This window comes from Candidatus Pelagibacter sp. Uisw_137 (assembly GCF_047720245.1).
Classification (GTDB): Bacteria; Pseudomonadota; Alphaproteobacteria; order Pelagibacterales; family Pelagibacteraceae; genus Pelagibacter.
In genome coordinates this window covers 789,129-806,711 of sequence record NZ_CP159811.1, presented here as the reverse complement: position 1 = coordinate 806,711, position 17,583 = coordinate 789,129, and the positions used below count along the sequence as shown (strand labels likewise).

23 protein-coding genes are annotated in these 17,583 nt (G+C 29.0%); 15 read left to right on the top strand and 8 right to left on the bottom strand.

Annotated elements, in window-relative coordinates; genetic code table 11:
- Window positions 1–32 precede the first annotated feature (32 nt).
- The 5 genes from ABXT61_RS04380 (at window position 33) to ABXT61_RS04360 (ending at window position 4,757) form a co-directional block, all read left to right on the top strand.
- Entirely contained in the window at window positions 33–968 is a 936-nt protein-coding gene (locus ABXT61_RS04380; RefSeq protein WP_415314559.1) for an ABC transporter ATP-binding protein, read from the top strand.
- Entirely contained in the window at window positions 958–1,725 is a 768-nt protein-coding gene (locus ABXT61_RS04375) for an ABC transporter permease (RefSeq protein WP_415314558.1), read from the top strand. Before ABXT61_RS04380 ends, ABXT61_RS04375 begins: the two co-directional genes overlap by 11 nt.
- Window positions 1,726–1,762: 37 nt before the next feature.
- On the top strand, window positions 1,763–2,896 hold the full coding sequence (gene rseP, locus ABXT61_RS04370; protein WP_415314557.1) for an RIP metalloprotease RseP: 1,134 nt from the start codon (window positions 1,763–1,765) through the stop codon (window positions 2,894–2,896).
- A 139-nt stretch (window positions 2,897–3,035) separates the two neighbouring features.
- On the top strand, window positions 3,036–3,311 hold the full coding sequence (locus ABXT61_RS04365) for an HU family DNA-binding protein (RefSeq protein ID WP_169036682.1): 276 nt from the start codon (window positions 3,036–3,038) through the stop codon (window positions 3,309–3,311).
- 144 nt (window positions 3,312–3,455) lie between these two features.
- The gene (locus ABXT61_RS04360) at window positions 3,456–4,757 is read left to right on the top strand and encodes an ammonium transporter (protein WP_415314556.1); all 1,302 of its coding nucleotides are present in this window, start codon (window positions 3,456–3,458) and stop codon (window positions 4,755–4,757) included.
- A gap of 62 nt (window positions 4,758–4,819) precedes the next feature.
- On the opposite strand, the gene ABXT61_RS04355 is transcribed toward ABXT61_RS04360, so the two are convergent.
- Complete coding sequence (locus ABXT61_RS04355) at window positions 4,820–5,281, bottom strand: peroxiredoxin (protein WP_415314555.1); 462 nt, start codon at window positions 5,279–5,281, stop codon at window positions 4,820–4,822.
- Window positions 5,274–6,275 (bottom strand): glycosyltransferase family 2 protein, encoded by a 1,002-nt coding sequence (locus ABXT61_RS04350; protein WP_415314554.1) that lies wholly within the window; start codon window positions 6,273–6,275, stop codon window positions 5,274–5,276. Before ABXT61_RS04350 ends, ABXT61_RS04355 begins: the two co-directional genes overlap by 8 nt.
- Before the next feature lie 31 nt (window positions 6,276–6,306).
- On the opposite strand from ABXT61_RS04350, the gene ABXT61_RS04345 reads away from it, so the two are divergent.
- Window positions 6,307–6,690 carry a rhodanese-like domain-containing protein gene (locus tag ABXT61_RS04345; protein ID WP_415314553.1) on the top strand — a complete coding sequence of 128 codons (384 nt, stop codon included), beginning with the start codon at window positions 6,307–6,309 and terminating at the stop codon, window positions 6,688–6,690.
- A gap of 1 nt (window position 6,691) precedes the next feature.
- On the opposite strand, the gene ABXT61_RS04340 is transcribed toward ABXT61_RS04345, so the two are convergent.
- Together ABXT61_RS04340 and ABXT61_RS04335 are read right to left on the bottom strand one after the other, a co-directional pair.
- Window positions 6,692–7,270, bottom strand: a complete 579-nt coding sequence (locus ABXT61_RS04340; RefSeq protein ID WP_415314552.1) for a 2-hydroxychromene-2-carboxylate isomerase — start codon at window positions 7,268–7,270, stop codon at window positions 6,692–6,694.
- Window positions 7,263–7,736 (bottom strand): ABA4-like family protein, encoded by a 474-nt coding sequence (locus ABXT61_RS04335; RefSeq protein ID WP_415314551.1) that lies wholly within the window; start codon window positions 7,734–7,736, stop codon window positions 7,263–7,265. Before ABXT61_RS04335 ends, ABXT61_RS04340 begins: the two co-directional genes overlap by 8 nt.
- Window positions 7,737–7,773: 37 nt before the next feature.
- Between ABXT61_RS04335 and ABXT61_RS04330 the strand changes: the two genes are divergently transcribed.
- Window positions 7,774–8,328, top strand: coding sequence for a regulatory protein RecX (locus ABXT61_RS04330; RefSeq protein ID WP_415314550.1), 555 nt, complete (start codon window positions 7,774–7,776; stop codon window positions 8,326–8,328).
- Here ABXT61_RS04330 and ABXT61_RS04325 read toward each other — a convergent pair.
- From ABXT61_RS04325 to ABXT61_RS04315, 3 genes are read right to left on the bottom strand one after another with little or no spacing between them, the layout of a single operon-like run.
- Window positions 8,320–8,460, bottom strand: coding sequence for a hypothetical protein (locus tag ABXT61_RS04325; protein WP_415314549.1), 141 nt, complete (start codon window positions 8,458–8,460; stop codon window positions 8,320–8,322). The two genes, ABXT61_RS04330 and ABXT61_RS04325, sit on opposite strands and share 9 nt — an antisense overlap.
- Window positions 8,460–9,230, bottom strand: a complete 771-nt coding sequence (locus tag ABXT61_RS04320; RefSeq protein WP_415314548.1) for a 3'(2'),5'-bisphosphate nucleotidase CysQ family protein — start codon at window positions 9,228–9,230, stop codon at window positions 8,460–8,462. The genes ABXT61_RS04325 and ABXT61_RS04320 overlap by 1 nt, the downstream gene beginning before the upstream one ends.
- The gene (locus tag ABXT61_RS04315) at window positions 9,227–9,397 is read right to left on the bottom strand and encodes a DUF3553 domain-containing protein (protein ID WP_415314547.1); all 171 of its coding nucleotides are present in this window, start codon (window positions 9,395–9,397) and stop codon (window positions 9,227–9,229) included. The genes ABXT61_RS04320 and ABXT61_RS04315 overlap by 4 nt, the downstream gene beginning before the upstream one ends.
- A 42-nt stretch (window positions 9,398–9,439) precedes the next feature.
- On the opposite strand from ABXT61_RS04315, the gene mnmA reads away from it, so the two are divergent.
- Complete coding sequence (mnmA, locus tag ABXT61_RS04310; RefSeq protein ID WP_415314546.1) at window positions 9,440–10,555, top strand: tRNA 2-thiouridine(34) synthase MnmA; 1,116 nt, start codon at window positions 9,440–9,442, stop codon at window positions 10,553–10,555.
- Here mnmA and ABXT61_RS04305 read toward each other — a convergent pair.
- On the bottom strand, window positions 10,552–11,250 hold the full coding sequence (locus ABXT61_RS04305; RefSeq protein WP_415314545.1) for a hypothetical protein: 699 nt from the start codon (window positions 11,248–11,250) through the stop codon (window positions 10,552–10,554). The genes mnmA and ABXT61_RS04305 overlap by 4 nt on opposite strands.
- Before the next feature lie 166 nt (window positions 11,251–11,416).
- On the opposite strand from ABXT61_RS04305, the gene ABXT61_RS04300 reads away from it, so the two are divergent.
- The 7 genes from ABXT61_RS04300 (at window position 11,417) to ABXT61_RS04270 (ending at window position 17,566) form a co-directional block, all read left to right on the top strand.
- Window positions 11,417–12,592, top strand: coding sequence for a trans-sulfuration enzyme family protein (locus ABXT61_RS04300; protein ID WP_415314544.1), 1,176 nt, complete (start codon window positions 11,417–11,419; stop codon window positions 12,590–12,592).
- Complete coding sequence (locus ABXT61_RS04295; protein WP_415314543.1) at window positions 12,589–13,809, top strand: MFS transporter; 1,221 nt, start codon at window positions 12,589–12,591, stop codon at window positions 13,807–13,809. Before ABXT61_RS04300 ends, ABXT61_RS04295 begins: the two co-directional genes overlap by 4 nt.
- A gap of 4 nt (window positions 13,810–13,813) precedes the next feature.
- The gene (locus tag ABXT61_RS04290; RefSeq protein WP_415314542.1) at window positions 13,814–14,977 is read left to right on the top strand and encodes a chorismate-binding protein; all 1,164 of its coding nucleotides are present in this window, start codon (window positions 13,814–13,816) and stop codon (window positions 14,975–14,977) included.
- Entirely contained in the window at window positions 14,974–15,531 is a 558-nt protein-coding gene (locus ABXT61_RS04285) for an aminodeoxychorismate/anthranilate synthase component II (RefSeq protein WP_415314541.1), read from the top strand. The genes ABXT61_RS04290 and ABXT61_RS04285 overlap by 4 nt, the downstream gene beginning before the upstream one ends.
- A complete protein-coding gene (locus ABXT61_RS04280) occupies window positions 15,494–16,264 on the top strand; it encodes an aminotransferase class IV (RefSeq protein WP_415314540.1) in 771 nt (256 codons plus the stop codon). Before ABXT61_RS04285 ends, ABXT61_RS04280 begins: the two co-directional genes overlap by 38 nt.
- Window positions 16,233–16,667, top strand: a complete 435-nt coding sequence (locus ABXT61_RS04275; protein WP_415314539.1) for an HIT family protein — start codon at window positions 16,233–16,235, stop codon at window positions 16,665–16,667. The genes ABXT61_RS04280 and ABXT61_RS04275 overlap by 32 nt, the downstream gene beginning before the upstream one ends.
- 104 nt (window positions 16,668–16,771) lie before the next feature.
- Window positions 16,772–17,566, top strand: a complete 795-nt coding sequence (locus ABXT61_RS04270; RefSeq protein ID WP_415314538.1) for an adenylyl-sulfate reductase — start codon at window positions 16,772–16,774, stop codon at window positions 17,564–17,566.
- Window positions 17,567–17,583: the final 17 nt, after the last annotated feature.

Sequence of the window (17,583 nt, the reverse complement as noted above, 5' to 3'; positions counted from 1 at the left end):
AAGGTGTATAAATAACTATATACACCTAACAAATGTCTGAGATTCAAATATCCATTAATAACTTATCCAAAGTTTATGATAATGATTTTAAAGCCCTTAATAATGTTAGCCTAAAAGTAAAACAAGGTGAAATCCTTGCAATGCTTGGGCCAAATGGTGCGGGTAAAACTAGTTTAATCAGTATTATTTGTGGAATTGTTAAACCTTCATCAGGAACTGTTACAATTGATAACTTTGATATCATAAAAGATTATAGAGAGACGAGATCAAGAATAGGGCTTGTTCCTCAAGAGCTAAACTTAGAATCTTTTGAAACTGTTTTTGACACTGTTTCTTATTCTAGAGGACTTTATGGAAAATCACCTAACCCAAAACATATTGAAAAAGTTTTAAAAGATTTAACCTTGTGGGATAAAAAAGATCAAAGACTGAGACAATTGTCAGGTGGAATGAAGAGAAGAGTTTTAATTGCAAAAGCTTTGTCTCATGAGCCTAAAATACTATTCCTTGATGAACCAACAGCTGGTGTAGATGTTGAACTTAGAAGAGACATGTGGATGGTTGTTGAAGAGTTAAGAAAAACAGGGGTCACAATTATCTTAACTACCCATTATATTGAAGAGGCAGAAGCTATTGCTGACCGTGTAGCTGTAATTAATCAAGGAGAAATTATTATTGTTGAAGATAAAAAAGAATTAATTAAAAAAATGGGGCATAAAAAACTAACAATTGAATTACAAAAAAAAATTAAAGAAATTCCTGATGATTTACTTAAATATAGCCTTGAAATAGGCGATGAACACATGTCTTTAATTTATACTTATAATGTTCAAGCTGACAAAACTGGTATTACAGATTTATTGCAAGACTTAAAAGATACTGGCTTAAAGTTAAAAGATTTAAAAACAGAACAAAGTACTTTGGAGAAAATATTTGTTGATTTAGTAAAGGAGAATAATGAAATTTAATTATTATGGGTTTAGAGCTATTTATGTTCATGAGATGAATAGATTTATAAGAACTGTAGGTCAGTCTATTCTTTCACCGGTAATATCCACCTCATTATATTTTGTAGTGTTCGGTTCAGTTATTGGAGGTTATATTGAAAAAATTGATGGTGTTAGTTATGGATCATTCATTGTACCCGGTTTATTAATGTTAACTCTGTTAACTCAATCAATAAGTAACACTTCGTTTGGAATATTTTTTCCAAAATTTAATGGAACTATTAACGAGATCTTAGCAGCACCTATATCAACGCTTGAAACAGTTCTAGCTTTTGTTGGGGCAGGAGCTACTAAAACATTAATTGTTGGTGCTGTAATTTATGTAACTGCTTCTTTTTTTGCGGATGTGACAGTTAAATATCCAATGTTAATGATATTTTTATTAGTTTTAGTTTCTTTTACATTCGCTTTATTCGGGTTTTTAATTGGAGTTGTTAGTAAAAACTTTGAGCAGATGTCGATCATTCCATCATTAGTTATTACACCTATGGTATTTTTAGGTGGAAGTTTATACTCTCTTGATATGTTGCCACCATTTTGGCAAACAATTTCTTACTTTAATCCAGTGGTTTATTTAATTGATGGCTTAAGATTTTCTTTCTACGGTGTATCTGATTTTGATATTTGGATAAGTATAAGTTCAATGGTATTTTTTTTAGTGATTTGTGTGCTCTTAGTCACAATATTACTTAAAAAAGGCTATAATATTAAAAGCTAGAAATTAGAATAATAAATAGTATTATTAAATTATAATCATGTTGTCTTATATATTACCCTTCATAGTTTTAATTGTTATCGTGGTGTTTATTCATGAATATGGGCATTATTATTTTGCTAAACGATTTGGTGTAGGAGTTACTGATTTTTCAATTGGTTTTGGTAAAGAAATGTTTGGTTGGAATGATAAATCAGGCACTAGGTGGAAAGTTTGTGTCATACCACTTGGGGGATATGTTAAGTTTTTTGGTGATAGAAACGTTTATAGCCAAGCAGACAATGACAAAATTATAAAAGAATATAGTAAAGAAGATCAAGATAAACTGTTTGTACTAAAGCCTTTATATCAAAGAGCTTTAATTGTATTTGGTGGCCCTTTAGCTAACTTTTTATTAGCAATTCTAATATTTTTCTTAGTTTATACCTTCGCTGGAAAAGATTTTACACCAGCTGTAATTAATGAAGTTCAAAAAGATAGCCCTGCAATGGTAGCTGGCCTTAAAGATAATGATATTGTGGTCTCAATTGATGGCAATAAAGTTAAAAGTATTATGGAAGTTTCAAAATATATCATGATGTCTACTGATGAATTCATCAATTTTACAGTCAACAGATATGATCAAGATTTAACCTTTAGAGTAAAGCCTAATATTGTTGAAGGGGAGGATAACCTTGGAAATAAAATCAGTAAACGCATGGTTGGTATTAAGCTTGGAGCTTATAATAATGAAGTAAATCATGTTAAACTTGGTCCAGCTAATGCTCTGTTTTATGCGGTTAATGAAGTTTATTATGTGAGCACTTCTAGTCTTAAGTATATTGGTAGTATGATTGTTGGAAATGGTGATACTTCCCAGTTAGGTGGCCCAATTCGAATAGCAAAAATTAGTGGACAAGTTGCAGAATTTGGAATTTTACCTTTTATAAGCCTTATGGCTTACATTTCTATTAGCTTAGGGTTAATAAACTTGTTCCCAATTCCAATGCTAGATGGTGGACACTTAATGTTTTATGGAATTGAAAAGGTATTGGGGCGTCCTTTATCACAAAAAACTCAAGAAGGTTTTTTTCGAATCGGATTGTTTTTATTGCTATCATTGATGTTTTTTACAACATTTAATGACTTAAAAGACGTTGGTTTATTTAAGTTTTTTAACAATTATATTTCTTAAATAATCCTTTAAAATCAACATTAATTTAACAAATCACCATATCTTGGGGTTTTATTTTTAAGAGACACTAATAAAAAGCTTGATTAATGGACTTTAATGTAAATTATGTAAAATAACCAATAAAATCGGAGCTAAATATATGAACAAAAAACAATTAATTGCACAACTTTCAGGTTCTTTAAACCTAAGTAAAGCTGATGCTGAGCGTACTTTCGATACTATTACAAACACTATTCTAGATGCTTTAAAAGGTGACGATACAGTTAAAATTGCTGGATTTGGAACTTACAAAGTAGCAAAAAGAAAAGCTAGAGTTGGAAGAAATCCAAGGACTGGAGAGCAAATTCAAATCGGTGCTTCTCAAAAAGTTAAGTTCTTACCAGCTAAGTCACTTAAAGAAATGTTTAATAAATAATTAAATACCAAATTCAATAACAGCCTTTTACAGAAATGTAATAAGGCTGTTAGTGTATGCATTTACTGCATACCTAAATTTCCTAATCAACAATAGTTTTTAAGATCATCATAAATATAAGTGAAGTCTTATATTGGAGGTTTAATGACTAAATTAAAAAAAATAATATCAACGTTTTCGTTGGGTCTAGTTTTTCTTCTAGGTCTAACAAGTATTGGAAGTGCGGAGACAACAGTTTCTGCTGAAGTTGGGTTTGTATTTAACACACTCTTTTTCTTAATTTGTGGTTTCTTAGTAATGTTCATGGCAGCTGGATTTACAATGCTTGAATCAGGAATGGTAACTTCAAAAAGTGTATCAGTAATTTGTGCAAAAAATATTGGTTTATTTTCAATTTCAGGAATTATGTTTTGGCTGGTTGGTTATAATCTAGCTTATGGAATACCTGAGGGTGGATTTATAGGCACGTTTACTCCATGGTCTGATGCAAGCGCATTAGATAAAGGTTATTCAGATGGATCAGATTGGTATTTCCAAATGGTGTTCTGCGCAACCACGGTTTCTATTGTATCTGGTACAATGGCTGAAAGAGTTAAATTATGGCCATTCTTTTTATTTGCAGCAATTTTAGCAGGAATTATTTATCCTATCGTAATGGGTTGGCAGTGGGGTGGTGGCTGGTTAGCTGCTGCTGGTTTCTCTGACTTTGCAGGATCAACTCTTGTTCACTCAACAGGTGGATCCGCAGCATTAGCAGGAGCGCTATTGTTAGGTTCAAGAACTGGAAGATTTGATGCTAAAGGTGTACCTAAAGCATTACAACCTTTTGCAGCTTCTTCTGTTCCTTTAGTAACACTTGGAGTTTTTGTGTTATGGTTAGGTTGGTTTGGATTTAATGGTGGTTCACAATTAGCATTAGGAACATTTACTGACGCTGTAGCAATTTCAACTATTTTTATTAACACAAACCTTGCAGCTTGCGGTGGTGTAATGGTTGCGGCAATCGTACCAAGATTATTATCAGGTAAAACTGATGTGATCATGATGTTAAACGGTGCAATTGGTGGTCTTGTAGCAATAACTGCAGAACCTTTAGCTCCATCTCCATTAGCTGCTATCTTGATTGGTGGTGTTGGTGGTTTAATAGTTGTGCTTGGTACTAAACTTTTATTTACATTTAAAATCGACGATGTAGTAGGTGCAATACCAGCTCACTTGTTTGCTGGTATTTGGGGAACATTAGCCGTTCCTCTAACTAATGCTGATGCTTCTTTTGGTGCTCAGTTAATTGGTGTGCTTGCGGTCAATATTTTTGTATTCATAGTTGCTCTAATAATTTGGACAATAATGAAAAATACAATGGGTATTAGATTGAGTAAAGAAGCAGAAAAACTAGGAACAGACGTTGCTGAAACTGGTGTTATTGCCTATGCAATCAGAGACTAACTAAATAAATAGCTCTTTCTTATAGTTAGAAAAAGGCCCCTTAATTGGGGCCTTTTTTATTTCTAAATATTTTTTAAGGTATCAAGTACTTCTTTAGAGTGATCTTTAACTTTCACATTGTCCCAAATTTTTACAATTTTACCTTTTGGATCAATTAAGAAAGTTGTTCTTACTATACCTATAAATTCTCTACCCATAAATTTCTTCTTAGCCCAAACTTTATATTTTTTCAAAATATTTAGTTCTACGTCCGATAAAAGATCAAATTTGATCTTATATTTTTCCTTAAATTTATGGTGACTTTTTAGATCATCTTTAGAAATACCAAATACATCACAATTCAGTTTTTTAAATTTAGGTAATAATTTGTTAAAATCATTAGTCTCAATTGTGCATCCTGGAGTGTCGTCTTTAGGGTAAAAATATAGAACAATATATTTACCAAGTGAGTGTTTTAAAGAATAAATCTTACCATCTGTTGAGTTTAATTTTAATAATGGAGCTTTAGAATTTATTCTAAGCATTAGTTACCTCATTTTCATCCCATAGCTTTTTGTAGTTTATAAATGGTGATAGTCCATAGCTAGAATTTACATTCGTTAGATGCAAAGAAAGACTTTTTAATGGTGAGATACAAAATTCTTTTGTATAGATTTCATTTAGATGCTTTTCAAAAGGATCATTCCTATCTAAGCAAGTATTATAAAAATTATCCCAATATTTATCGAGTAAGCTTTTAGTTGTCATGAATGTGCATAATGTTTGATTAATAGTTCTCCAATGTCTTTTGTTTCCAATTAAAATGTTTGTTTTTTCATTATTCATATAAAGATATGGATAATCAGCAGGACACATAAAGATATCCTTATTAACTTGTGAGGCTATTCTCTCATATGATGCAATCATTTCTTCCATCATAGGTTCAAAATGTAAGTAATCATCCTCTACAAAGAAAACTAAATCTTTTCCATGTTCTTTTCCAAGTTGAAATGATTGAAGTAGACTTGCTAAATTTGAAAAAGTTTGATCATTTTTTTGTTGCTTTATTATATCTTTATATTTTTTATGATTTAAAGAAGTAATATTCATATCTAAATCACTTTCATCAATTAGCTTCTTAAGTTTATCTAAATTTTCTCCTTTAGATTCATCATCAACAATTATGGTCTTAAATTTAATGTTTGGGTATTTTGTTTTAGAAAAATTAACTGTTTTTATTAATGATTTTAAAGCTCTTAATGAGTACTGAATTTTTGGTTCTTCAAATAGCCTCTTTTTATTCTGATCCCATATCTCTACATCTGTATTAGTTCTAAAAATAATGAGTACAGAGTTAACTTTTTTTGTAATTTTTACTTCACCAAGTGGTAAAACAATTGATTTTTGATTTATTGTTGAAAGATCTTCATTTAATTCTTTTTGAAGAGTAGGCGAGCTAAAATCACTTTGATCAATTATCTCGAAGCCTAAAATTTTTGAAAGTTTGATAAATAGTTTTTTTATGATGCTTTTTGTCATATAATTGTTTATAATTATTTTTTACAATATTATGGCTATTAAATCATCACAAACTCTAGTCTCTGAAGCATTAAGTGAAGTTAAAACCATTACCGCTGATGAAGTGCTAAAGCTATTAAGTGAAGATAAATGCACTTTAATTGATATTAGAGAAAAGGGTGAACTAGATAAAACAGGTAGAGTTGAAAACTCGAATCATATACCTCGTGGAATGTTAGAGTTTTGGTTAGATCCAGATGGCCCTTATTTTAAAAGTGGAAAAATTGATATGAATAAAGAAATGGTTTTATTTTGTGCAGGTGGATTAAGATCTGCTCTTGCAGCCAAATCTTTAAAAGAAATGGGTTTTGAAAAAGTTTCACATATTGATGGTGGCTTTGCAGCAATAAGTCAGAGTGATTTTAAAATAGTATAAATTACTTATTATATTCTTCTAAAGCAAATTCTAATCTATCTTGCCCCCAAAATATTTTATTATTCACGACAAAAGTAGGAGCCCCAAATATTCCTTTATCATGAGCTTCTTGAGTAATAGATTTTAATTCATCTTTTATTTTAAGGTCTTTAATACCATTAAAGAACTTACTTGAATTAATCTTACATTTTTCGATAAGATTTTTTAAGATTTTTTCATTAGAAATATCAAGGTTATCTTTCCAATAAGCATCAAACATAACATTCATATATAGTTCTCTATTTTCAGCATTAATAAAAAGATATCCACGCATAACACTTAATGAATTAATAGGAAATTTAGAATTCCAAATAAAATTTGATTTATTTTTACTAGCAATTAAATCACAGTCACTTATCATATGTTTTAGCTTAAGTTTAATAAAAGCTGGTGCTGTTATTCCTTCTAGATTGTGAAGGGCACCTAAAAAAACTGGTTTATACTTTATCTTAATATCTTTTGGTAAAGATTGGATTTTTTTATAAGCCAAATATGCATAGGGGCTAATAAAGTCAAAATAGAATTCAACTTCTTTAGTCATACAGATTAATTTTTTTTGCGTAAAAAATTCTTATTATCCAATATAGAGTTAACCCAATAGGCCCAATAAAATATGTTATTAAAAGTGGGAAAGACATTAAAATTTTATTGATACCAAATTTTTGCGAGTCTTTAACAATCCACCCACCACAAAATAAATTCATTGCTAAAAAATGTGTCCAAAACAAAATTATGAAAGCTTTATATGTAAATAAATTACTAACAGCATCCAAGCCAAGGTACAGTTCAAAATTTCCAATAAAATCATATCCCTCGTTAAACAACACATAAGTTAAATAACCATAGGAAAAACTTAAAATAATAAAAGGAAAAATTGATGTAATAAAAACTCTACATATTTGTGACTGTGGAAAGAAGACTAATATTAACCAAAAAGGTAAAACACCTAGATTTAACCAAAGAAAAATCATTTCAATTGTAAAGTATGTATAAATTTGATCGATCATTTTTTAGTGTATTATATAATAAGCTATTGAGATTCATATGAGAAATAGAAAAAAAACATTAAAAGCTACGGTAGATGAGATGAGAAACTTCTCGTTTGCATATATTGAAAGATATGCCCCGTCAAAACAACAGCTTAGAACCTATCTATTAAAGAAGTATCTAAAAGCTAATTTAGAAAATATTAAAAAACAAGATATTACAGATTTAATTGATGTTGTTTTACAAGATCTTGAAAAAAGTAAGTTTATTAATGACAAATTCTATTCTGAAAGTAAATCTAGAAGTTTAATTCAAAGAGGTAGTTCTGTTAATAAAATTAGAAATTATTTAATGACGAAGGGAATTAATGATCGTTACATTAAAGAAACAATAGACAAGATTAAAGAAGACAACTCAGATCAAGATTTTTTTTCTGGAATAAAAATATGTAAAAAAAAGAGAATTGGACCAGCAAGAGTAGAGGATAATCGAGTACTATTTTACAAAAAAGATATTGCTTTACTAGCAAGAAATGGTTTTGATTTTGAAACGTCAAAAAGGATCATGGATATAGACCAAGCTGACTATATTAAAATAATTAGATTACTTTAATTTCTTTTCATCTTCTTCAACAAGAGACTTAATTCTATTTCTAATAACATTTTTAACAAATACGAAAACTAATAAGCCAAAAATAGAAACAGATATTATAATTATTAAAATTATTCTTAATTGCTCATCCATTATAATATGTTTTTACTTTTTAAAATTAAACTTGGGTTTTTAAACTCAGGTTTCCCGTAAAGTATTTCATCATAATTAAAATCAGTTACTTTACCTCCAGAGTGTTCTAGGATTGCATGACCTGCTGCGATATCCCACTCACAAGCTCTTGGTTCAGCTACATACATATCAAATTCTCCAGCAGCAACCACACAAAATTTTAATGAACTTTTCATTTTTTGAAAAGAATGTATCTTATATTTTTTATGAATTTCTAAAATTTCAGGTTTAAGATCATTTGAATAGCTTACTGCCGTATACCCCTCAAAATCTTTTTTTTTATTCATTAAAGAAATTTCATGGTTATCAATTAGTTCATAACTATGTGATAGGCCGTAAGAATAAAAAACTCTTTTCTTTGCAGGAGCTGTTATAATTCCAATTGCAGGTTTTTTGTCTAATATTAATGCTGCATTTAAAGTAAACTCATCGCGGTTATTAATGTAATCTCTAGTGCCATCTATTGGATCGATTAACCAAAAATTATTTAGATTAACATCCATTTTATGGTTTGTGCTTTCCTCTGAAACAATTGAAATATTAGGAGTTATCTCTTTTATTTTATTTGTTAATATTTTATTAACCTCAATATCACCATTACTCACTGGGGTATTATCTGACTTAATTTCTTTTTTTAAGCCAGCCTCTCTTAAATCTAAAGCTACCTGACTTGCTTTATTAAAAGTATCTATAAGTGAAAGGGTAATTTTCTTTTTTTCTTCAAGGTTCATTTATATAATTTTTCTAATTGAATCACTTTTGAGTTGATCACTTTTTTTCCAACATTTTCAAAATTTACAGTAACTTTACCATTTATTATTGATTGAACCTGACCTATGCCCCAATCTTTGTTATTTTTGTTAGTAACCTTGTCACCTGGCTCATAATCTAAAATCATTTAATTTACTTATAGTGAATATACTAATAAATATCACTAAATATGACAAAATTGAATTCAATTGGAATAGCAAAAGAACCTAAGGATACTTTAATTGTTGTTGCAATGTCAGGAGGAGTAGATTCTTCGACAGTAGCAGCAATGATGAAAAATGAAGGTTATAATGTCATAGGCATAACTTTAAAACTTTATAACGACAATAAAGAAACGGCCTCTTCAAAACAATGTTGTGCTGGTCAAGACATCATGGATGCCAAAAGAGTGGCTGACAAATTAAATATAGAACATAAAATTTTATATTATCAAAACAAATTTAAAGAGGGTGTAATTGATAATTTCATAGATAGTTATTTAAATGGTGAAACACCAATACCTTGTGTGCAATGTAATAAAACAGTTAAATTTACCGATTTATTTGAAGAAGCTAAGAGATTAAAAGCTGATGCTTTAGTTACTGGTCATTATGTAAAAAGTATCACAGATGAAAATAACACAGATATGTACAGAGGAATTGATTTAAATAGAGATCAAAGTTATTTCTTGTTTAATACAACAAAAGATCAATTAAACTTTTTAAGATTTCCACTTGGCAATCTTCTTAAAGACGAGACAAGAAATATAGCAAGAGATCTAGATCTTAATGTTGCAGACAAACCTGATAGTCAGGATATCTGCTTTGTTCCAAATGGTGATTATGCTTCAGTTATAGAAAAATTTAGACCAAATTCTTTTAGCAAAGGTAATATTAAAAATATGAATGGTGAAGTAATAGGAGTTCATGATGGTATTATCAACTATACAATTGGTCAAAGAAAAGGAATTGGTGTCTCTGACAAAAACCCATTGTATGTAGTAAAAATCATTGCAGATAAAAATGAAATTATTGTTGGTACTAAAGAATATCTTGTTAAAACAAAAATAAATTTAAAAGATTTAAATATTATTACTAATGATCGAAAAGATTTTGAAAAAGAATTATTTGTGAAAGTTAGATCCACTGGAAGATTAATCAAGGCTAAGATCAACATAGATAATACTTCAGCTAATGTTAATTTATTGGAAGAAGAGCATGGCATTGCACCAGGTCAAGCATGTGTTTTTTATTCAAAAAATAACAAAGGTTATAAAGTTCTTGGTGGTGGATGGATTACAAACTAATTTTTATTTTTCCACATGAAATAAGTTAATAAATAAAAAGTTATAACACCTAAAAAATAATCCCACTCCAGCGCATGTTTGACAAACTTAAATGTATTTCCTGGCCAACTAATTATTGGAATAGCAATTACGGCAACAACAATTAATGTTGAAACTAAAACTAATTTTAATTTTAGAACTTTAATATTTATAAATTTAGACAATTTTTCTTTAACAGAATATAATGCGGCAACTAGATAAGCTTGTGCTGTAATTTCGAATATAATGAATACGAGCATTATTACTCTTCTAAATAATTTATATAAATTATTATCAAATTCAATTCCAAGAAATATTGAATGAATAACCAGTGCCACAGCTGAACCCACACCAAAAAAAATTATTTTTTTAAGATGTTTAAAGTCTTTGTTAAAGTTTAATATTATGTCTCGGTTAAAATACCAGTATTTGATAAGTAAAAATGATGTCAAAAACATTGCTGGTTTAAATATTAACCAGCTTGGGTAAGGTCTAGCCGCTCGACTAATAGAAAGACCACCATCTATATAAGGCCATAACGAATTATGGACTATATGTTCTTGGTTGGGAAATAACGCATGGAACTGTGTAATTAATATTAAACAGGTATTTATTGCAACGAATGGAACAATGAACACCCAAATGCTTATGGATTTAACTTTTTTAATCTCGTCCATTACAAAGAGCTATTTTTTCTTATTTTTTCTCTTAGCTCTTCTTTTTTTAGAGCCCTGTTTTCTTCGGCCTCTATGTTTTTTTGGGTAACCCATATTATCCTATTATTAATTTTATTGACGTAATTCGAGGGATATAGCATTGTCCCTTTAACTTATCAAATTTTTTATGACTAAATCATTCAAGACTTTCCTTAAACATACAGCAAAAGATTACCATAATCAGTCAGTTAACCCCCCTGTAGTAAGAGCTTCGACTATTATCTTCAAATCCATGCAAGATATTAGGAAAATGCAGGATAAAAGTAAAAAAGATCCAACAGGTGGACATTTTGATTACGGTAGACAAGGAACCTCAACAACCCATGTTTTGTCTCAGATACTTAAAGAAATAGAAGAGTGTTATCATGTATTTTTAACGCCAACTGGATTTGGATCAGTTTTTTTATCTATTTTTAGTGTTGTTCGACCTGGTGATGAGATTATTGTGGCTGATCCCACGTACTCGCCTACAAGAATTTTAACTCAAGATTTTTTAAAAGAATTTAATATCAAATCAGTATTTTATAACCCAAATGATTTGAAAACTTTAGAAAAAGCAATTACAAAAAAAACAAAATTAATTTTTGTTGAAAATCCTGGAAGCAATACATTTGATTTTCAAGATCTGGGCAAAATAGTAGCAATTGCAAAAAAGAATAAAATTTTTTCAGCAATTGATAATACTTGGGGAACGCCATATTTTTTAAAACCTATTAAACTTGGGTTTGATATGTCCATTGTATCTGCTACGAAATATTATTCAGGTCACTCAGATGTTATGGGTGGAAGTCTTGCAGTTAATAAAAAAATTTTTAAACAAGTTGATAAGACAAATAAAATAACAGGTTTAAGACTTGGTCCTGATGATGCTTATTTAATAACAAGAGGGCTTAGAACTTTAGATGTTAGATTAGATAAACATGAAAAAAGTGCAAAACAAGTAGCTGATTTTTTATCTAATTATAAAAACATAAAACTTTTATACCCACATAAAAAAGATTCATTTAATTTTAGAATGTGGAAAAAATATTATTCTGGTGCTTCAGGATTAATGGGTCTTAAAATTAAATCAAAAAATAAGAACTCTGTAATTAAGTTTGTTAATTCTTTAAAATTATTTGGTTATGGGTATAGTTGGGGTGGATTTGAAAGTCTTGCATTATACCAAGATAAACGTGAACAAGGCAATAGACAATATTTAAAATTAGCAAAAGATGAACATTTAGTTAGATTACACATTGGCTTAGAAGATCCAAAAGATCTTATAGATGATTTAAAAAAATCTCTTAAACACGTTAAATGAATTCAGAAAAATTTATTAAAAATAAAACAGCCTTAATAACGCTGATCGCAGCTTGTGCTGTTGTTTTAATTTCTCTTGGAGTTAGGCAAACCTTTGGTCTATTTTTCATGGATTTTAAAAATGATTTAGATATTTCAATAACTCAATCTGGATTAGCGATAGGTATTCAAATGTTAATGTGGGGTTTAACAGGTCCTATATTTGGAGCTATCGCTGATAAATATGGTGGACATAAAGCAATTTGTTTAGCTTTTGTGTTTTATATTTTGGGGATCTACTTTTTGTATGCTGGTCCAAATACTGGAATTTTTTTTCAAATCGATTTAGGACTTTTAGTTGGAATTGGTTTGGGTGGAACTGCAATTAGTATTCCAATGTCAATTGTTGGAAAGCATTTCCCATTATCAAACAGAACTATAGCCATGAGTATTGTAACTGCCGTTGGTTCTTTGGGGTATTTTATCTCTCCGCTTTATACGAGTTATTCGTTAATTAAAAATGGATGGGTCGATACACTTTTTGTATTCACAATATTCCTGTTTATTGGACTTATAATAGCTTTTTTTGTCAGATCTCCTTCTGCAGCTCAATCTATTGAAAAACCTAACGATCAAAGTACCTTTGACGCTTTAAAAGAGGCCTTTAAAAATAAAAGCTATATATTGCTTACATCTGGTTTTTTTGTGTGTGGTTTTCACATAACTTTAGTTGGAACCCATGTTCCAAAATATGTAATTGATAGAGGTCTTGAAAGCTGGACTGCTGCTGCAATTTTATCATTAATTGGTCTCTTTAATATATTTGGTTCTTTATTAAGTGGATATCTTTCTACAAAAATTAGTAAAAAAATTATCTTAAGTTCTATTTATGCATTGAGAGGAGTTTCAATTATATTATTCATATTTTTACCAGCCAGTAACATTAATGCATTTATCTTTGGTGCAAGTTTTGGTTTTCTATGGCTCTCAACGGTGCCAGCAACAAGTGGTATAGTTGCTCATATTTTTGGAACAAAATATTTAGGTGTATTATACGGAATAGTTTTTTTAAGTCATCAAGTGGGATCATTCTTTGGAGCTTTTCTTGGAGGATTATTTTATGATCTATATGGCTCGTATGATTATGCTTGGTATTTAGCAATTGCTTTATCTGTTTTTGCAGCAATAATACATTTACCGATTAAAGAAGAAGCAGCTCTAAGATTAAAAACAGAATAGAAAATTGAATAAGAAAAACTACTTACTGGATTTAAATAATTCAAAAAAACCTTTTATAATCTATAAATCAGATAAGGGGTTTGATCTTTACACGGACTTTTCAAAAAAGATTATTTTAAACAATAAGAATATCAAAAAATTCATTAACAAAAATACTAGATTAAAATCTACGAGTAAAGAAACTGATCTATTTATTGGTTTTTTTGGCTATGAAATATTAAATAACTTAATTGACGTAAAAATTAAAAAACAAAAAACAACAAATTTTCCAAAAGGAATATTTTACAAACCTGAAACAAAAGTAAAACTTTCAAATCACTTAGAGTATAAAAAAATAAGGTCATTAAATCCAAGTGATTTGTTTAAAATAAATATTAATAAAAAATCGTATAAAGTAATATTTGATAAATTTAAAAAGAAAATAAAATCTGGAGAAACATACCAGATTAAAATCTGCACTAAATATAGTAATAAATCTCAAATAGATGCTTTAGATTTTTTTAGTAGACTTGTAAAAAGTAATATGGCCCCCGAAGCTTTTATGATTAAGGATAAAAATTATTCAATAATAAGTTGTTCTCCTGAAAATTTGATCACAAAAAAAAATAATTTTATAACTACAAAACCTATAGCAGGCACTTTAAAGAAAACTAAAAAATTAAATAAAAAAAAGGCTCTTTCCTTTTTTAGAAAAAACTTAAAAGAAACCAAAGAGCACAACATGATCGTTGATATGGAAAGAAACGATTTATCTAAAATTTGCAAACCAGGTTCGGTAAAAATTTTAAAGAAAAAGATAATTGAAGAATACAAAGATCTTTATCATTATGTGAGCTTAATTGGAGGGCAACTTAAGAATAAAGTGACTTCATTAGAGATTATAAAAGCAATGATGCCAGGTGGATCAGTAATTGGATGTCCAAAAATTAGTACATTAAATTTATTAAATGAGCAGGAAAAACAAAGCAGAAATATTTACACAGGTAGCTTTGGATATTTAAAGTTCAATGGAGATATGAAGTTTAATATTATCATTAGATCAATACTAAATTTTAAAGGTAAATCAGAAATATCTGTAGCCTCTGGTGTTGTAATTGACAGTAATGCAACTCATGAATTTAATGAAAACTACATTAAAGCAAAATCATTAATGGATCTTTACAAATGATATACATTATCGATCATCAAGACTCATTTACTCACAACGTAGTACATCAATTTCAAAATTTTGATGAAGTGGTTTGTACAAATTTTAATGAAATAAATGAAAATAAATTAAAAAAAGCAGATATTATTGTTTTTTCACCAGGCCCAGGTGCTCCAAAAGATTATCCCATTAGCTCTAAAATTTATAAAAAATACAAAGGTAAAAAAAAAATTATTGGTATTTGTCTTGGGTTTCAACAAATTTTGCACTGTGAAAATGGAAAAATAATTGAGCAAAAAAAGATTTATCATGGTTTTCAATCTAAAATAAAAGTAACTAGTAAAAATTCATTGTTCAAAAAAAATCTTCAATTTACTGTGGGTCGATATCATTCTCTAAAATTAAAAGAGCCTTTTAATTCAAAAAATTTTGAAATTACAATGAGGTGTGCTATTTCAAATACAGCAATGACAATAGAAAATAATAAAGACAAAGTATATGGCTTTCAATTTCACCCCGAATCTTTTTTAACTGAAAATGGTAATTTACTTATTAAAAAAATCTTATCAGCATAAAACTTACAAAGAGATTAATTTTAAAGATCTTTGGGGGGATGATGGTGTGTTCACTACGATGTGGATATTTGGAAAACCAGCTAAGATACTTTTTTTTAAAAAACATATTAAAAATTTAATAAAGTCTTTAAAGATTTATAAATTAAATGCGCCAAATCTTGAAAAGAATATTCTTAAATTAATCAAATTAAATATCGATAAAAAAAAATCTTACAATCATCTTCTTAGGGTTGCTGTAAATAAAAAAATGATATCAATTTCTTTAAGAAATAGAAAAACTCCTAAATTAAATTTTAACTTAAAACTTATCAGTCACAAACGATTTGACCCTAAGTATAAAAATCTAAAATATAGTTTTATACTAAAACATTTATCAAAAATGGATAACACTACTTCAGATGTTGGACTTTGTTACAAAAATACAATTTTAGAAAGTGGAACTTCAAATATGTTATTTATAAAAGATGATAAAGTGTACTCTCCAATAAATAATATTTATAAGGGTATTACTTATAAATTTTTTAATAAAAAATTGGGAAAGATTTTTAACAAAGATATATTGATAAAAACTTTGTCAGATTATGATGAAATTCTTCTTGTTGGTTCTGGAAAGGGTGTTACATCAATAAAAAATATTAATGAGGTTAAGTGGAAAAGAAAAAGTTTAAAATTTTATAAAATTCTTTCTAGTTTTTATAAAGGTGAAGTTAACAAATGCTCTATCTATAGATAAAATTATGTTTGACCCTAACAACCCTTGTTTATTCTGTAACTCTAAACAAAGCGGTTTAGCTGCTGAAAATGAGTTAGCTTATGCCAGTTATGACACTTATCCTGTGTCTGAATTTCACTGTTTAATTATTCCAAAGCGTCATGTTAAAGAGTATTTTGATTTAAATGATGATGAAGTGATTGCTTGTAATAATCTTATCAAACAAATTAAAGAGGAAATATTATTAAAAGATCCTAAAGTTAAAGGATTTAATATTGGAACAAATGCTGGTGCTATTGCTGGACAATCAATCCTACATTGTCATATTCATTTAATTCCTCGAAGAGAAGGTGATGTTGATAACCCTCAAGGCGGTGTTAGGTCAGTTATACCTAAGAAGCAGTACTACAAGCGTAAAGTGTAAAATCTTATCTGATAAAATAACTCATATAAAACGGTTGATCTATTATTTCAACTGTACTAAAAAATCATAATTAATTTAGATTCTAAATAAAGGTATTTCCAATTATGATGTCAATTAACCCTTTTTCAGTTTTAGCAGAAACTATATCTCCTGCAGCCATACAATTTTTTGTATTAGCTATGATTGCTTTAATTATTATTGGAACAATTGTTCAGATGATCCATCACAAAAATGTAACTTACTTTTTTAATAATGCAAAAAAAGCAAAATTAGCAGCTGAAAGAGAACTTGGTGTTGGAGAAAAAACTTCAGTTATTTTAAAAACTGTAGTGCATGATATTGCAACTACTGCAGAACTTGGAGCTAGTAAAAGAAGAGTTGCTCATGTTATGGGGATGTATGGAACTATTTTATTTTGGGTTGCATCAATCGTATTAGTGTTCTGTTACACTGGAACAGAAACAACTGCACCAACAGTATGGCCCATGATTTGGCATGTTGGAGCAATTATGACTTGTGTGGGTGGATACTGGTTTTGGTTATTTTTAAGAGTGGATGTATTAGCAGAAGCTCACCCTTGGTACAGAATTATTAAAGCAGACTTGTTTGTACTAGCACTTCTAGCATGTGCTACTACTGGACTTGCATGGTCTTATTTTCAATCATCAAATTCAATGGGACTTAGTTATTTATTTTTAGTTTTATTTATTACCTCAAACATTGTTTTATTTGGGGGAGTTTATTGGTCAAAATTTGCGCACATGATTTACAAGCCTGGTGCAGCAATCCAAAAAAACTTAGCAGAAGCAGATGGTTCAAGAGACAATCTTCCTCCATTAGCTGATGCCCCAAAACAATTTGGCCTAGGAATTAAAAGAGAACAACCAAAACACTATTAAAAAGAGAGAGGTAATAT

Excerpts from the sequence above, each read along its gene's own strand:
- ABXT61_RS04380 (WP_415314559.1), top strand. The coding sequence starts at position 33 with ATGTCTGAGATTCAAATATCCATTAATAACTTATCCAAAGTTTATGAT.
- ABXT61_RS04375 (WP_415314558.1), top strand. The coding sequence starts at position 958 with ATGAAATTTAATTATTATGGGTTTAGAGCTATTTATGTTCATGAGATG.
- rseP (WP_415314557.1), top strand. The coding sequence starts at position 1,763 with ATGTTGTCTTATATATTACCCTTCATAGTTTTAATTGTTATCGTGGTG.
- ABXT61_RS04365 (WP_169036682.1), top strand. The coding sequence starts at position 3,036 with ATGAACAAAAAACAATTAATTGCACAACTTTCAGGTTCTTTAAACCTA.
- ABXT61_RS04360 (WP_415314556.1), top strand. The coding sequence starts at position 3,456 with ATGACTAAATTAAAAAAAATAATATCAACGTTTTCGTTGGGTCTAGTT.
- ABXT61_RS04355 (WP_415314555.1), bottom strand. The coding sequence starts at position 5,281 with ATGCTTAGAATAAATTCTAAAGCTCCATTATTAAAATTAAACTCAACA.
- ABXT61_RS04350 (WP_415314554.1), bottom strand. The coding sequence starts at position 6,275 with ATGACAAAAAGCATCATAAAAAAACTATTTATCAAACTTTCAAAAATT.
- ABXT61_RS04345 (WP_415314553.1), top strand. The coding sequence starts at position 6,307 with ATGGCTATTAAATCATCACAAACTCTAGTCTCTGAAGCATTAAGTGAA.
- ABXT61_RS04340 (WP_415314552.1), bottom strand. The coding sequence starts at position 7,270 with ATGACTAAAGAAGTTGAATTCTATTTTGACTTTATTAGCCCCTATGCA.
- ABXT61_RS04335 (WP_415314551.1), bottom strand. The coding sequence starts at position 7,736 with ATGATCGATCAAATTTATACATACTTTACAATTGAAATGATTTTTCTT.
- ABXT61_RS04330 (WP_415314550.1), top strand. The coding sequence starts at position 7,774 with ATGAGAAATAGAAAAAAAACATTAAAAGCTACGGTAGATGAGATGAGA.
- ABXT61_RS04325 (WP_415314549.1), bottom strand. The coding sequence starts at position 8,460 with ATGGATGAGCAATTAAGAATAATTTTAATAATTATAATATCTGTTTCT.
- ABXT61_RS04320 (WP_415314548.1), bottom strand. The coding sequence starts at position 9,230 with ATGAACCTTGAAGAAAAAAAGAAAATTACCCTTTCACTTATAGATACT.
- ABXT61_RS04315 (WP_415314547.1), bottom strand. The coding sequence starts at position 9,397 with ATGATTTTAGATTATGAGCCAGGTGACAAGGTTACTAACAAAAATAAC.
- mnmA (WP_415314546.1), top strand. The coding sequence starts at position 9,440 with ATGACAAAATTGAATTCAATTGGAATAGCAAAAGAACCTAAGGATACT.
- ABXT61_RS04305 (WP_415314545.1), bottom strand. The coding sequence starts at position 11,250 with ATGGACGAGATTAAAAAAGTTAAATCCATAAGCATTTGGGTGTTCATT.
- ABXT61_RS04300 (WP_415314544.1), top strand. The coding sequence starts at position 11,417 with ATGACTAAATCATTCAAGACTTTCCTTAAACATACAGCAAAAGATTAC.
- ABXT61_RS04295 (WP_415314543.1), top strand. The coding sequence starts at position 12,589 with ATGAATTCAGAAAAATTTATTAAAAATAAAACAGCCTTAATAACGCTG.
- ABXT61_RS04285 (WP_415314541.1), top strand. The coding sequence starts at position 14,974 with ATGATATACATTATCGATCATCAAGACTCATTTACTCACAACGTAGTA.
- ABXT61_RS04280 (WP_415314540.1), top strand. The coding sequence starts at position 15,494 with ATGGTAATTTACTTATTAAAAAAATCTTATCAGCATAAAACTTACAAA.
- ABXT61_RS04270 (WP_415314538.1), top strand. The coding sequence starts at position 16,772 with ATGATGTCAATTAACCCTTTTTCAGTTTTAGCAGAAACTATATCTCCT.